Origin of the sequence: Flavobacterium sp. (genome assembly GCF_043722275.1) — a bacterium.
Lineage (GTDB): Bacteria > Bacteroidota > Bacteroidia > Flavobacteriales > Flavobacteriaceae > Flavobacterium.
The window spans coordinates 11,476-27,825 of the sequence record NZ_JAYSPC010000165.1 but is presented as its reverse complement, the minus strand read 5'-3'; the positions used below and the strand labels follow the sequence as shown (position 1 = coordinate 27,825).

Here is a 16,350-nt window from a genome sequence, read left to right as displayed (position 1 = left end):
AAAAAAGTAGATTATTTACTTTATTTATTATTAGATGCCGTAATGGAAAATTTTTACATTACGATTGAAGATGAAGAAGAGAAAATCGAAGAACTAATCAATTTGACTAAAAAAGGAGCTGATCCAATAATTTTAGAAAAAATTGAAAACCATCGTGATAATTTTAATTTTTTAAAACGTTCAATAATTCCGCTTCGCGATTCTTTGTATTATTTAAAAACCATTAAAGACGATGATACCTATAACGGAATTGAAAAAGAAACTTTCAGCTTTTTCATCAGATTACATCAAAAAAGTCTGGAGCTTTTAGAACAAATTGATTCGGATATGAGTTCATTAGAAAGTGCTTCTAATTTTTATTTTTCGGAACAAAGTCGGAAAATGAATGAGATTATGAAAACGCTGACCATCATTTCGGCCATATTTATTCCGCTCACTTTTATTGTTGGAGTTTACGGAATGAACTTCGAATATATGCCGGAGTTAAAAGCGAGAAATGGCTATTTTATTGTAATGGGAGCAATGGTTTTATTGGTCGTTGCGTTGATTATCTATTTCAAAAAAAGACGCTGGTTTTAGCACTATAATAAATTTAAAATTTGAATAAGTTTCAAAAATATAAATTATGAGTAAAGCAATATATATAGCCACAAGCGATCAAAATAGCGGAAAATCGATTATTACGCTCGGTTTAATGAGTATTTTGATTGGTAAAACGGCTAAAGTGGGATATTTTAGACCTATTATAGAAGATTTTGTCGATGGAGAATCAGACAATCATATAGAAACAGTTTTGTCTTATTTTAATCTTGATATTAAGTTTGAAGATGCATACGCAATCACAAAAAGCAAACTTATCAAGAAGAAAAATAAAGGGAAAATAGGAGATGTTTTAGATTTAATTATCGAAAAATATAAAAAACTTGAACAACGTTTTGATTTCGTTTTAGTAGAAGGAACCAGTTTTACAGGTGAAGGAACTTCGATAGAATTAGATTTGAATGTTTTAATCGCAAAAAACCTCGGAATCCCAACTATAATTATAGGTTCCGGAGTTGGTAAAACATTAGAAGAATTAGTAGATAGTCTTTATTTAATTTACGATTCATTTAAGGTAAAAGATGTTGAGGTTTTATCTGTAATTGCAAATAAAGTTCAGTTTGAAAATATTGAATTGGTAACGCAGGGATTGCAAAAAAGTTTACCTGCAAATGTTTTAATTAATACAATTCCGTTGATTTCAAGTTTGAATAATCCTACGATGCAGGAAATTGTGAATCAGCTTGGTGCAAAAGTATTGTTTGGAAGTGCTTATTTAAACAATGAAATTGGTCATTTTAGCGTAGGAGCAATGCAATTACACAATTATCTGGTTCACTTAAATGATAACGCTTTAGTAATTACTCCGGGAGATCGTTCAGATATTATTTTAGGCGCTTTACAAGCCAATGAATCTGTTAATTATCCCACAATTTCGGGAATTATTTTAACTGGAAATATTATTCCTGAGGAAAGTATTTTAAAGTTAATTGAAGGACTTTCTGCCATTGTACCAATTATTGCGGTTGATGGCGGAACATATAGTATTACTAATAAAATTGGTTCTATCAGATCAGAAATCTACGCAAATAACACGCACAAGATTGAAACATCGATAAGTACTTTTGAAAAATATGTTGCTATAGATGATTTATCTGAACGATTAATCACTTTTGTACCTGAAGGAATGACGCCAAAAATGTTCCAGTATAATATGGTACAAAGAGCAAAACAGCATCGTAAACATATTGTTTTGCCCGAAGGAAATGACGACAGAATTATCATGGCAACTTCAAGATTGCTGGATATGGATGTGGTTGATATTTCGATAATTGGCGATAAAAAACAAATAGAAAGTAAAGTTGCAGAACTTGGAATTACATTTGATTTTTCGAAAGTAAATATCATAAATCCAAAAGAATCTAAGCTTTATGAGGATTATGCGAATACCTATTATGAACTCCGAAAAGCGAAGAATGTAAGTATTACAATGGCAAGGGATTTAATGGAAGATGTGTCGTATTTTGGTACAATGATGGTGTATAAAGGTCACGCTGACGGAATGGTTTCCGGTGCGGCACATACAACACAACATACTATTTTACCGGCGTTGCAATTCATTAAAACAAAACCAAATTCATCCGTAGTTTCATCGGTATTTTTTATGTGTCTTGAAGACAGAGTTTCTGTTTTTGGCGATTGCGCGATTAATCCAAATCCAACCGCAGAGCAACTGGCAGAAATTGCTATTTCATCTGCTGAATCAAGTTCGGCTTTTGGAATTGAACCAAAAATAGCGATGCTTTCGTATTCTTCCGGAGCATCCGGAAAAGGTGATGAAGTCGATAAAGTTAGAGCTGCAACTGAAATTGTAAAACAAAAACGTCCCGATTTAAAAATTGAAGGACCAATTCAATATGATGCCGCCGTTGATAAAGTAGTTGGAAAAAGTAAAATGCCGGATTCTGAAGTAGCAGGACAGGCGAGCGTCCTTATTTTTCCTGATTTAAATACAGGAAATAATACTTATAAAGCAGTTCAAAGAGAAACCGGAGCATTAGCAATTGGCCCAATGTTACAAGGTTTAAACAAACCGGTAAACGATTTAAGCCGCGGTTGTACGGTAGATGATATTATAAATACGGTAGTAATTACAGCGATTCAGGCGCAAGGACTTTAATTAATTGTGAATTATTAATTATTAGTTATGAATTATGAGTTAGTACTTAAAAAATCCGTTTTTATCCGCGTCTTCGCGATAGCGAATCCGTTTTATCAGCGTCTAAAATTTAGAATTACAATTACTGCAAAAAAAACTTAGCAACTTAGAGACTCAGCATCTTAGCAACTTTAAAAAAAATGAAAATATTAATTATAAACTCAGGAAGTTCATCAATAAAATATCAATTAATGATTGTGCCAACAAACGAAGTAATTTGTTCTGGTATGATTGATAGAATTGGCTTGGAAACTTCAAATATTACCTTTAAAACCGCTGCAAATTCAATAGAAGAATCATTACCAATAGAAACTCATAAAGTTGGTCTGCAAAAAGTAGCCGAAATGCTTTTAGATCCTGAAAAAGGAGTAATAAAATCAACTTCAGAAATTGGAGCAGTTGGTCATCGCGTAGTACACGGCGGAAGTTATTTTTCTGACACTACGATTATTACTAAGGAAGTAAAAGAAAAAATAAAAGAACTTTCAGAACTAGCTCCATTACATAATCCTGCGCATTTAGTTGGGATCAATGTAGCTGAAGAAATTTTTGCAACAGCAAAACAAGTGGCTGTTTTTGATACAGCTTTTCATCAGACAATTCCGGTTGAAGCCCATAAATATGCGATTCCGAATTATCTTTTGACCGAAAATAAAGTTCGTGTTTATGGCTTTCATGGAACAAGTCACAAATATGTTTCTGAAAAAGCAATTGAAAATTTAGAAAAAAGCTCGAAAATAATTACCATTCACTTAGGAAATGGTTGTAGTATGACTGCAATTAAAGACGGAAAAAGTATTGATCATACAATGGGTTTTTCGCCCTCAAATGGTTTAATAATGGGAACTCGTGCAGGAGATATCGATCAGTCGGTGATTTTTTATATGGTTAAAAACCTTGGATATTCTGCTGATGAAGTTAATTCGATTTTGTTAAAACAAAGCGGAATGCTTGGACTTACAGGTTATAGTGATTTACGTGACATTGAATCAGAAGCTGCAAAAGGGAATAAAGACTGTGAATTGGCTTTATTGATGAATGCGTACAGAATTAGAAAATTTATTGGTTCATATGCAGCAGCTTTAAATGGTTTAGATGCTATTATTTTTACTGCCGGAATTGGTGAAAATTCATCTTATATGCGTCAACTGGTTTGTACGGATATGGATTACTTTGGAATTGAAATTGATGATGAGAAAAATCAAATTCGCTCTAAAGAAATTAGAGAAATAAGCAAACCAAATTCAAAAACAAAAGTTCTGGTTATACCAACAGACGAAGAATATGAAATTGCCAATCAGGTATATCAATTACTTCAAAACTAAAGATAGTATACTTTTATAAAGCTCCTCAATCGAGGAGTTTTTTTATGTTTTCAGATTAAATATTTGTCAGTACCTTTGGATATAAATCCGAATATTTTGAAATCGATACTTTTAAAACTTCTTTTCTTCTTTTTCATTGCTTCACAAATACAAGCACAAGAATTACTTCCTTTCGTAGAAAATTATAATAAATCAGATTACCAGGGTGACAATCAAATATGGAATGTTGCTCAGGGAAAAGATAATGCCATGTATTTTGCTAATAATCACTATTTATTGCGATACGATGGTGTGATGTGGGAAAAATATACATTACCTAATAAAACCATTATCCGCTCGATTATGATCGAAGGAGATAAAATTTATTCCGGTTCTTATAAGGAATTTGGTTATTGGTACAGGAAAGAAGGTAAGATGAATTATGTTTCAATCACTAAAAATTTACGCTTATTTGATGAAAAAGACAATGAGGAAATTTGGAAGATTTTCAGATTTAAAGGATCTATCTATTTTCAGTCTTTCAATGATATTTTTATTTATGATGGGAAGCATATTCAAAAAATTAAATTTCCTTTTTTAATATCGTATTGTTTTGTTGTTGATAAAAACGTGTATGTAGCGTCGGTAGAAAAAGGTCTTTTTAGACTAAATGGTGCAAAAATAACGAATCCACAAGGCTGGAATATCTTAAAAAACACAGTAGTTCATGCCATTGAAAAGTATCAGAATAAAACTTATATTTTTACTCAGAAAAAAGGAATTTTTATAGTCGAAAAAAATGGTTTAAGACCTTGGAACAATCCATTAAATGAAACTCTAAAAGATGCGACTATTAATGTTGCTAAATTTATTAAGAATAATAAACTGGCTATAGGAACCGGGAATAGAGGTTTATTTATCTATGACTTTACTTCAAATACGTATAAAAATATTGACAGGAATAATGTTTTAATGAATAACTCCATTTTAAGCATTGGTTCTGACAAAGAAAATGATTTGTGGCTGGGCTTAGATAACGGAATTGCACATGTTGAGGTAAATTCGCCAATATCATTTTTTTATGATAATTCAGGACTTCTTGGTTCTGTATATTCCGTAGCAACAACTAATAAAGGTTATTTGATAGCCTCAAATCATGGTGTTTTTGAATTTGATTCGGGTAAATTTCATATGATGCCTAATACACAAGGACAAGCATGGAATATTACTAAAATTGGAAACAAATATATTATAGGACATAACGATGGTACGTTTTGTTATGAAAATGGAACTTTGTCAAAAATAAATAATATTAATGGAGGTTGGAATTTGTCTAAAAGCATCATAAATAACACTTATTTTCAATCTACTTATAGTGGTATTTTAGTTTACGATGATATTTCTAAACTTACTCAAAACCAAAAAATACAGGATCTTTCGAAACCCATAAAATATGTTGCCCAAAATAAAAAGAATGAAATCTGGGCGGCAGATAATTACCGCGGATTGTATCGCGTTTTATACGATGATAATTTTAAAACTAAAAAGGTTGAGAATATCACTCAGCAAAGCAAAATTAAAAATGATTTTGGCGTTAAAATTTTTGAATTTAGAAATGAGATACTTTTTCTAATTAATAATTCCTGGTATACTTATAATTCCATCACAAACAGACTTCAGGAAAATGAACTTTTTAATCTTAATTTCAAGAATATAACCGATGTTGTAAATATTGACGAAGATCATTTTATGGTTCTTCAAAATGGAATTTTATATCACATTCAGGCAAACGGAAATAAATTCGTCTGGAACATTATTCAGGAGAAATATTATAAAGGAACTTTGATTAATGACAACTTAAGAATTTTTAAAACTGAAAATCATTATTTGCTTAATCTCGATGACGGATTTATTTCTCTTCAGTTAAAATATGAAAACAAACAAAATTCTGATGTAAAAATTGAAGCATTTAATGCCGGAAATTTAGCAAAAAATGAATCTAATTAAATACAATACAGAACTTAAAATAAATGTGATCTCGGGGATTTATGGTGCCAGTAAACCTAATTTATTTTATAAACTTGATAAAAATTCAGATTTCATCCAAATTTCCAACGGATTTATTGTACTGAATAATTTAAATAGCGGAAATCATTCTATTTTGATTTACAAGCACGACGGAGCGAGTTATGAAAAAGTTTCAGGTTTTGATTTTAAAGTTGCTGAACCTTGGTATTTTTCTTTTTGGATGGTTTTGTTATATATATTAATAATAGGAGCAGTTTTATTTTTCTATTATAAATGGAACAAACTTCGCTATATGCAAAAATTAAAATTGCAGGCTGAAGAATTAAAACATCAAAGAGAAATTCTTGAAATGGAACTGAAAGCAGAAAATGAATTGAATGTTCAGGAATATCAAAAGCATATTCTGGAGCTTGAATTACAAACAAAATCTTCGGAAGTTGCAGGCAAATCTTTATCAATTGCTAAACAAAGTGAAATGATTGATAATATTCAAAGCATTCTTGATTCTGAAAAGGATTTTAATAAACTGAAAAGTGAAATCAAGAAAGCGATTAAGATAAATGAAGTAAATAAACACGAATGGGAAATCTTTGAAACTAATCTAAATCAGATTCACAATGAGTTTATTATTAATCTTTCAAAAAAATATCCAAATCTTACCCCAAAAGATATAAAATTGTGCATTTATCTTAAAATGAATCTCTCTTCAAAAGAAATTGCGCCTATGATGAATATCTCTTTTAGAGGTGTTGAGCTACACCGATATCGCTTAAGAAAGAAGTTAGGGCTCTCTCAGGAGGAAAATCTCTCAAAATTTTTATTAAGTCTGTAAGATTCGTATTTAAATTTTAAGGATCTTATATTTTTACACTTTATTTTTTACATAATTCTAATACATCATTACTACATCATAAGGTTATGTTAATAAAAATAAATTAACATTTATGATGTTGATTTTAAATGTATTAGATTAATATTTTAACATAATGATGTAGCTATGTTGTAGTAGTAAATGATGTACTACAACGTTGTAATTGTTTAATTTGGCTCTACTAACTTAAACGATTACAAACTGTATGAAAAATTTTATTTTTAGCTTTTTAGCACTTTTGCTACTTCCGGCTTACATGTCTGGACAAGCAATTAAAGGAAAAGTAGTAGACAGTAGCGGAATGGGAATCCCGGGAGCAGTTATTAGTGCTTCAAATTCCAGAACGTCTACTGATGCTGATTTCGACGGAAATTTTACAATAAACGCCAAAGAGGGTGAGATTTTAAAAATCTCAATGCTGGGTTTTGATTCTGTTTCTTTAGCAGCAACTACAACTCTAATGTCAATTACATTAAAAGAAGCTGGTGATACAGCATTAAAAGAAGTGGTTGTTATTGGATACGGAACAAGAAAGAAAATAGATAATACTTCGGCTATTACTTCGCTTAAAGCTGAGGAAATTTCAAAAACAAAAGTATTAAACTCATCTCAGGCAATTCAGGGTAAAGCTGCTGGTGTTCAGGTAATTTCTTCTGATTTACCAGGAAGTACGCCTTCAGTTGTTATTAGAGGTTTAGGTACTGCATTAGGAGGAAGATCTCCTTTGTATATTGTTGACGGAATGCCAACGGAAAATATCAACAATATTAATACAAACGATATTACTTCGTATGAAATTCTTAAAGATGCTTCATCTTTAGCAATTTATGGTACGAGAGCTGCAAACGGAGTTATCATTATTACTACGAAAAAAGGTAAAGGTGATAAAGTATCTGTAGAAATTGAAAGTTTTGCAGGTTTCAGAAAACCGCTTAAAGAAGTTAAAATGGCAAATTCCAGCCAATATGCTGCATATTCTAATGCCGCTTTAGGAACCAATACATTTGCTGCAAATCAGCCGGTTAACACCAATTGGTTAGATGCAATTACCAGAACAGGTTCTTATACACAAAATAATATCTCTATTTCAGGTGCTTCAGAAAATATCAAATATTTTTTTAGTGCAGGAAATTACGAAGAGCAGGCAATATTAAATGGTCTAAACTACAGTCGTACTACATTTAGAAATAATAATGAATTTAAAATTTCTAAAAAAGTAACGTTAACGCAAAATTTAAGCTTTACATCAGCTAATTCTGCTCCAAAACCTTTAGGAGCTTTTACAAACGCATACAAACAATCTCCGTTAGTTCCTGTACGTTTTGCAGATGGACAATATGGTGTGTCACGTGTGGATGCAAGCGGTGTTGCTAATCAAATTGGTTCTTCATTTAACAATGTTGGTAATCCGGTAGCTCAATTGGATTTTTATGATGAGCAACAAAGAAGTGTAACTCTGCAGGGAGGTCTTAGATTAGATTATGAAATCATAAAAGGATTAAAATTTACTTCACAATTTAATGGTGAATATTATTCCTGGAAACAATACAACTATGAAGATAAACAAGGTATCTGGATGGCTGCAAACCCAAATACAACAGCTGCTGATTATGTATCAACCCATGCAAGTGACCCTGTAAATTTATTAACAAGAGGAAGAGAGCAGTATTTTAACTGGAACTTATCGAACTATTTTACTTATAATAAAGTTTTTGGAGGAATTCATGATGTAGAGTTAACTGCAGGTATGGAAGCTTCTGTAAAAGGACCAAGAGAAACTTTGTCTATTGCTAGAAAAAATGTTAGTACAAATTCTAATTACTGGTCTTTATACAATTCTAAAGATGCACATGGAGTAGAATATGTAGCAGATATTACAAGTTTATATGATGTAACCTATAATGAAAGCAGATTAGCTTCATATTTTGGTCGTTTCCAATATAAATTGATGGACAAGTATTTATTAACCGGAACTATCAGACGTGACGGATCTTCAAATTTTGCTAAAGATTACCGTTGGGGAACTTTTCCATCTTTTGGTTTGGGATGGATTATGACAAAAGAAAGTTTCCTTACAAATATTAAAGGTGTTGATTTAATTAAATTAAGAGGTAGCTGGGGTAAATTAGGGAACCAAAATGTACCATTAAACAGTCAGTCTTATGCTTCTGGATTAGATGGTTATTTAGGAGGTTCAATTTTGTATCCGGGAACGACTATTAATTCACAAATCGATCCAAGTTTATCTTGGGAAATTACAGAAGAAGCTTCTGTAGGTCTTGATTTCGAATTATTAAACAGCAGATTAAAAGGATCAGTTGATTATTATGATAAAAATACTAATAACGTAATTTTAAATACAAAACCTTATATTCCTTCAGGATTAACAATTGTAACTCCTGTGCATGTTGGTGAGGTTTCAAACAAAGGTTATGAATTATCTTTACGTTGGGATGATAAAATTTCTGATAACTTAAGTTACTGGATTGGTGGAAATTATTCTAATAATAAAAATAAACTTTCCGGCCTAAAAGATTATGATATTTCATCGCTAATTGGTGGAAATTTAGGAAATGGTCAGGACACAAAAATGTTGAACAAAACTGCAATTGGTCAGCCATTAGGTAGTTTTTACTTATACGAATATGCAGGAATTGATCCGGCAAATGGTAAAATGTTATACTACAATGCTGCTGGTGATAAAGTAGTTCAAACTGCTTTAGATGCTACAAAAGATAAAAAATATGTTGGTTCAATTTTACCAAAAAGCAACTACGGTGTAACATTAGGTTTAAACTATAAAAACATTGATTTCTCAGTAGACGGATACGGTACTGGTGGAGCTAAAGTTTATAATGGTAAAAAAGCACAACGTTTTACAGGTGAAAATGTTGAAGCTTCTTTAACAAATGATTACTGGACTTCGGCTAATCCTACAGCTTCTAATCCTGCACCATTTAATGAAGTTCCTTATGCTTCTACATATTATTTAGAATCAGGTGATTTCTTTAGAATCAATAACATTACTTTAGGATACAAACTTCCTTTACATGATACAAGTTTTATTAATTACTGTAGAATTTATGTAAATGCAATTAATCCATTTATTACACAAAAATTCTCTGGATTTTCTCCTGAATTAAATGGTGATGGTAATCCTTACGGAACTCAGGGAATCGAGCTTGACGCTTATCCTACTCTAAGATCTTTCGTATTTGGTGCTAATTTAAAATTTTAATATTATGAAAAAGATATATATATCAATGTTTGTATTGTCAGCATTGTTTTTTACAGCTTGCCAGGACGACTTTTTAGATGTTAATCCTACGCAGGCGATCCCTACAAGTGATGTCGAATTATATAACAGTGACGGTGGTGCAAAAAGCTTTGTAACTTCAATTTACAGCAAGTTTCTTGATTGGGACATGAGTTCATTTGGTTGGATAGGATTAGCAAGTATTACATCTGATGATGCTGATAAAGGATCATCACCAGGAGATGGAGGAACAGATAAAGATGTTCTGGATGCATTAACTTATAATTCATCAAATCCATCTGCCGAAAGTAATTTTGTTGCTCATTATGATGGTATTAACAGATGTAATCAAGCTTTAAGTATTATCCCAAAATTAGATAAAGCTGATCCGGCTTTAAGAGATAGATTAATGGGAGAAGCAAAGTTTTTAAGAGCGTTCATGTACTTTACTTTAGTGAAATGTTACGGAGGAGTTCCTATTGTAGATCATTTACAAAGTCCTACTTCTGAAGAGGATAAAAAAATGTTGCTTACCCGTAAACCAGTTGCTGAAGTATACGCTTTTATCGAAAAAGATTTAGCTGATGCAATTGCAGTTTTGCCAAACAAATCTGTTTACTCAGCTGACGAAAAAGAAAGAGCTTCAGTAGGTGCTGCTTATGCTTTATTAGCTAAAGTTAGTTTGTACCAAAAGAAATGGCAACAAGTAGTTGACAACTGTAATAAGATCACAGGATATGCATTAAACCCCAGCTATGCTAAAATGTTTAGATTAGAAGGTGAAAATGATGTTGAATCTTTGTTCGAAATTAACGGACATGGTGCAGTACCAACAAGAGGTATTCAGGGATATTCAAACGTTCAGGGTGCTCGTGGTGCCGGTGGATGGGGATGGGGATTCAATACTCCGTCACAAAGTTTGCTAGATGCTTATGAAGCTGGTGATGTTAGAAAAGATGCTACAATTATTTTCAGAAATTCAACTTTATATGATGGAAGAGTAGTTCCGGCAACAGTAGAAAATGCCATGTACAATTTCAAAGCCTATTCTTCCTCTTTCACAGATGCATGGGAAACTGATGCAAACATCAAATATTTGAGATATGGTGAAGTATTATTGATGAAAGCTGAAGCTTTAAATGAATTAGGGCAAACTCCTCAGGCTATTCCATTATTGAATGAAATCAGACACAGAGCGGGATTAGGAGATACTCCTGCAACTTCTCAGGCAGCAGTTAGAACTGCAATCTGGAAAGAAAGAAGAGTTGAATTAGCTTTTGAGTTTGACAGATTCTTCGATTTAGTAAGAACAGGACAAGCTAAAGCTGCTTTTGCTGCTGATAAAAATGAGTTTTTCCCTAACGGAAGAACATTTACAGAAGGTAAAAATGAATTGTTCCCAATTCCGGCAACATTCATAATACAAGCTAACGGTATGTCAGAACAAAACCCTGGTTACTAGTTAAAGTTTAAAATCACTCCTTTCAATTTAGGAGGGAGTGATTTTTATTAATTGTTTTTAAATTTTTTATAATGGTTAGAATTTCAGTTTTATTATTAGTTTTTAGTTTTTTTGGTTGCGGAGGTAATTCGGATAAATCAAAAGAAAATGAAGGAGAAAAAAATGTTACTACAGTAAAATTGACAGATGAACAACTTTTAGCAACTGTTCAAAAACAGACATTTAAATATTTTTGGGATTATGCTGAACCAAATTCTGGATTAGCAAGAGAACGTTTTCATCCGGATGGAATTTACCCGGACAATGATGCAAACATAGTAACAACCGGAGGTTCAGGTTTTGGATTAATGGCAATTGTTTCAGGAATGTCACAAGGATATGTTACAAAAGAAAAAGGAGTTGAAAGACTGAACAAAATTGCTGACTTTTTAGGCAAAGCAGATCGTTTTCACGGAGCATGGTCACATTGGATAGACGGAAATACCGGAAAAGTAAAGCCTTTTGGAACCAAGGATAATGGTGGCGACTTAGTCGAAACGTCATTTTTGGTTGCAGGAATCATTACTGTTCGCGAATATCTAAAAGACGGTTCTGAGAATGAGAAAGCTGTAGCTCAAAAATATGATGCACTTTGGAAAGGAGTTGACTGGCAATGGTATACAAACAAAAAAAATGTATTGTATTGGCATTGGTCGCCAACATACGACTGGCAAATGAATTTTCTGCTTGAGGGATATAACGAATGTCTGATTACGTACGTTTTGGCAGCATCATCGCCAACACATACAATAGATCCAAAAGTGTATCACGAAGGATGGGCGAGAAATGGTAAAATTGTTTCTCCAAAAACAAAATATAACATTCCGTTAATTCTAAAACACAATGGCGCAGAAGAATTTGGCGGACCATTATTCTGGGCGCATTATTCTTACGTTGGACTTGATCCAAATCAATTAACAGATAAATATGCCAATTATTGGGATTTGAATGTAAATCAAACAAAAATCAATTACGAATATTGCGTTCAAAATCCAAATAAAGTTAAAGGTTACGGACCTGATTATTGGGGTTTATCAGCATCTTATTCCAGAAATTCTGATGGATCAATAGGATATAATGCTCATATGCCAAGTAACGATCAGCAGGTAATTTCGCCAACTGCCGCAATAAGTTCAATTGTATATACACCAAAAGAATCGATGGCTTTGATAAGAAATCTTTATGATAATCATAAAGAAGTTACTTGGGGAGAAGCAGGTTTTTATGATGCCTTAAGTTTAGGAAATAATAACTGGGTAGCAAAACGTTATTTGGCAATTGATCAGGGACCTGAAGTTGTCATGATCGAAAATTATCGCACAGGTTTATTATGGAAATTATTTATGAATGCTCCGGAAGTAAAGCAAGGATTAATAAAACTTGGATTTAAATCTGGTAAATACGGTTTCTAATAAGTTCTAAAATGAAAAACAAATTAACCTTCATAATGTTCCTTTTTTCGGTAATAGGTTTTGCACAAACTGAAACAACCGGAACAATTAAAACTGAATTCGTAGTAAAACATGAATTGGGTTATGCATTACACAAACCGGCGAATACAAAAGATAAAAAGCCATTAATAGTTTTTATTTCAGGCGATGGTGAAAAAGGGACAGACATTGAAAAAGTAAAAATTAATGGTCCTTTAAAATATCTTAAAACACATCAATTAGATGCTTATGTTTTAGCGCCGCAATGCAAAGAAAATGAAAATTGGGATATTGAATCCATTAATGAATTGATATTAAAAATTCAAAAAGAGAATAATATAGATTCAAACAGAATTTATGTGACAGGTTTAAGTTCAGGCGGTTGGGCAGCGTGGAATTTAGCATTAACCTATCCGGACAAGTTTGCAGCAATAGTTCCTATTTCAGGTTTTGTTGATTTGATAGCCCTGGAAAGTTCATGTAAAATTGCCAATATTCCAACGAGAATTTTTCATGGTTTGTTAGATGATGTTGTAAAGGTAGATTATGCAATTACAATTTATAAAGAACTAAAAAAATGCAACGCCAAAGACGTTCAATTGACCATTTTTGATGATGCGGGTCACGACAGCTGGACAAGAGTTTATGAAAATCCTGAAATTTATGACTGGATGTTTAAACAGATAAAAACAAAAACAAATAAATAATAGAATGAAATCGCAACGATTCCAAGTCATAAACAGAATGAAGAAAAGCGATTTCATGTTCCATTAAAAATACAAATATTAAATACACATGAAAAACAAATTAGTCTTACTATTTTTAGGATGCGCTGTTTTGGGGTTTGCCCAGAAAAAGAATACTAAGAATACAGTAAAAATTAAACCAAGATCAGAGTTTGTAGCAGAATTATTTTCGAAAATGACATTAGAGGAAAAATTAGGGCAGCTTAATTTACCAACTTCTGGAGATATTACGACAGGTCAGGCAAACAGTTCTGACGTGGCTACAAAAATTGCTGAAGGTAAAGTTGGAGGTTTATTCAATATTAAATCGGTTCAAAAAATTAGAGAAGTACAAAAAATTGCTGTTGAAAAAAGCCGTTTAAAAATTCCGTTGATTTTTGGAATGGACGTTATTCACGGTTACGAAACAACATTCCCAATTCCGTTAGGATTATCTTGTACATGGGATATGGGATTAATTGAAAGAAGTGCCCAAATCGCTGCTCAGGAAGCAAGTGCTGACGGTATTAACTGGACATTTTCGCCTATGGTTGACGTTTCTCGTGATCCTCGTTGGGGAAGAGTTTCTGAAGGTTCAGGTGAAGATCCATATTTAGGAAGCCGAATTGCAACTGCAATGGTTAATGGATACCAACAACACGATTTATCTAAAAATAATTCGATTATGGCATGTGTAAAACACTTTGCTTTATATGGTGCGCCGGAAGCAGGTCGTGATTACAATACAGTTGACATGAGTCATATCAGAATGTTCAATGATTATTTTCCCCCTTACAAAGCCGCTGTTGATGCAGGTGTAGGATCTGTAATGGCATCTTTTAATGAAGTTGACGGAATCCCTGCAACAGGAAACAAATGGTTAATGACAGATGTTTTAAGAAAACAATGGGGATTTAAAGGTTTCGTTGTAACTGATTTTACAGGAATTCCTGAAATGATCGAACACGGAATGGGTGATTTACAAGCAGTTTCTGCTTTATCTCTAAATGCCGGTGTCGAAATGGATATGGTTGGAGAAGGTTTCCTTGGAACTTTGAAAAAATCTTTGGATGAGAAAAAAGTAACTCTCGAAACAATCGATAATGCTGTTAAACTTATTTTAGAAGCAAAATATGATTTAGGATTATTTGAAGATCCTTATAAATATTGTGATGAAAAAAGAGCAAAAACCGAAATCTTTACAGCAAGCAGCAGAAAAGAAGCAAGATCAATTTCAGCACAATCACTGGTTTTATTAAAAAATCAAAATCAGGTATTGCCTCTTAAAAAATCAGGAACAATTGCTTTAATCGGACCATTGGCTGATGCCAAAGAAAACATGCCTGGAACCTGGAGTGTTGCTACAAAAATGGAGAATGCGATTTCGCTTTTAGCAGGAATCAAAGAAGTAGCAGGAGCTTCAACAGAAATATTATATGCAAAAGGAAGCAATTTAGATTATGATGAAACTTTTGAAACTAACGCAACAATGTTTGGTAAAACCTTGCACCGCGATGCGCGTTCAAAAGAAGAATTATTGGCAGAAGCTTTAAAAATAGCCAATCAGTCCGATGTAATTGTTGCAGCTCTTGGAGAATCTGCCGAAATGAGCGGAGAATCAAGCAGCCGTACAAATTTAGAAATTCCACAAGCTCAAAAAGATTTATTGAATGCATTACTAAAAACAGGAAAACCAGTTGTTTTAGTTTTATTTGACGGTCGTCCGTTAGTAATTAAGGATGAAAACGAAACAGTTCCCGCAATTTTAAATGTTTGGTTTGCAGGTAGTGAAGCAGGTTATGCTATTGCAGATGTTTTATTTGGAGATGTAAATCCTTCAGGAAAATTGACTTCAACTTTTCCAAGAAGCGTTGGTCAGCTGCCCATTTATTATGCACACAAAAATACAGGAAGACCACTTTCAAACACAGAAGGTAAATTCGAAAAATTCAGATCTAATTATATCGACGAAAGAAACGAACCATTATTCCCATTTGGATTTGGTTTAAGTTATACTTCTTTTGAATATTCAAACCTGAAAATTTCATCTGATAAAATGAATACAAACGGAAAATTAAAAGTTACAGTTGATGTTGCCAATACAGGAAACTATGATGGTAAAGAAACGGTTCAATTATATATTAGAGATTTAATAGGCTCCGTTACAAGACCGGTTAGAGAACTGAAAAATTTCCAAAAAATAACCCTTAAAAAAGGGGAGAAACAAACCGTGACTTTTGATATCACAGTTGAAGATTTAAAATTTTATAATTCTGATTTACAATTTGTAGCAGAACCTGGACAGTTTGATATTTTCGTTGGAGGAAATTCAAATGCCGATAAGAAAGTTAGTTTTGAGTTAACTAAATAGTTGGTTTATTGATTATTGATTGCCCTTCGTGTTGGTTACAGAGGGCTTTTTTTTAGCTTTTAGTCTGTGATTTGTAGGTAAATTCAATATTTACTAATCCTGAAAA

At 32.6% G+C, this 16,350-nt stretch carries 10 protein-coding genes; all 10 read left to right on the top strand.

Annotated features, from left to right (window positions below):
* On the top strand, window positions 1-579 hold a 579-nt coding region (locus tag ACHZDT_RS20555), incomplete at its 5' end, for a CorA family divalent cation transporter (RefSeq protein WP_394776574.1).
* Between the two features lie 46 nt (window positions 580-625).
* Window positions 626-2,719, top strand: coding sequence for a phosphate acetyltransferase (gene pta / locus ACHZDT_RS20550; RefSeq protein WP_394776573.1), 2,094 nt, complete (start codon window positions 626-628; stop codon window positions 2,717-2,719).
* Between the two features lie 179 nt (window positions 2,720-2,898).
* Window positions 2,899-4,083: an acetate/propionate family kinase gene (locus ACHZDT_RS20545; RefSeq protein WP_394776572.1), complete on the top strand. Its 1,185-nt coding sequence runs from the start codon at window positions 2,899-2,901 to the stop codon at window positions 4,081-4,083.
* A 96-nt stretch (window positions 4,084-4,179) separates the two neighbouring features.
* Window positions 4,180-6,069 carry a hypothetical protein gene (locus ACHZDT_RS20540; RefSeq protein WP_394776571.1) on the top strand — a complete coding sequence of 630 codons (1,890 nt, stop codon included), beginning with the start codon at window positions 4,180-4,182 and terminating at the stop codon, window positions 6,067-6,069.
* Window positions 6,056-6,922, top strand: a complete 867-nt coding sequence (locus ACHZDT_RS20535; RefSeq protein ID WP_394776570.1) for a helix-turn-helix transcriptional regulator — start codon at window positions 6,056-6,058, stop codon at window positions 6,920-6,922. Before ACHZDT_RS20540 ends, ACHZDT_RS20535 begins: the two co-directional genes overlap by 14 nt.
* 244 nt (window positions 6,923-7,166) lie before the next feature.
* Entirely contained in the window at window positions 7,167-10,199 is a 3,033-nt protein-coding gene (locus ACHZDT_RS20530; RefSeq protein WP_394776569.1) for a SusC/RagA family TonB-linked outer membrane protein, read from the top strand.
* Window positions 10,200-10,203: 4 nt separating this feature from the next.
* On the top strand, window positions 10,204-11,679 hold the full coding sequence (locus ACHZDT_RS20525) for a RagB/SusD family nutrient uptake outer membrane protein (RefSeq protein WP_394776568.1): 1,476 nt from the start codon (window positions 10,204-10,206) through the stop codon (window positions 11,677-11,679).
* A gap of 71 nt (window positions 11,680-11,750) precedes the next feature.
* Window positions 11,751-13,130 carry a glucoamylase family protein gene (locus ACHZDT_RS20520; protein WP_394776567.1) on the top strand — a complete coding sequence of 460 codons (1,380 nt, stop codon included), beginning with the start codon at window positions 11,751-11,753 and terminating at the stop codon, window positions 13,128-13,130.
* Window positions 13,131-13,141: 11 nt separating this feature from the next.
* On the top strand, window positions 13,142-13,855 hold the full coding sequence (locus ACHZDT_RS20515; protein WP_394776566.1) for a prolyl oligopeptidase family serine peptidase: 714 nt from the start codon (window positions 13,142-13,144) through the stop codon (window positions 13,853-13,855).
* Window positions 13,856-13,943: 88 nt separating this feature from the next.
* Window positions 13,944-16,244, top strand: a complete 2,301-nt coding sequence (gene bglX, locus ACHZDT_RS20510; RefSeq protein ID WP_394776565.1) for a beta-glucosidase BglX — start codon at window positions 13,944-13,946, stop codon at window positions 16,242-16,244.
* Window positions 16,245-16,350 lie beyond the last annotated feature (106 nt).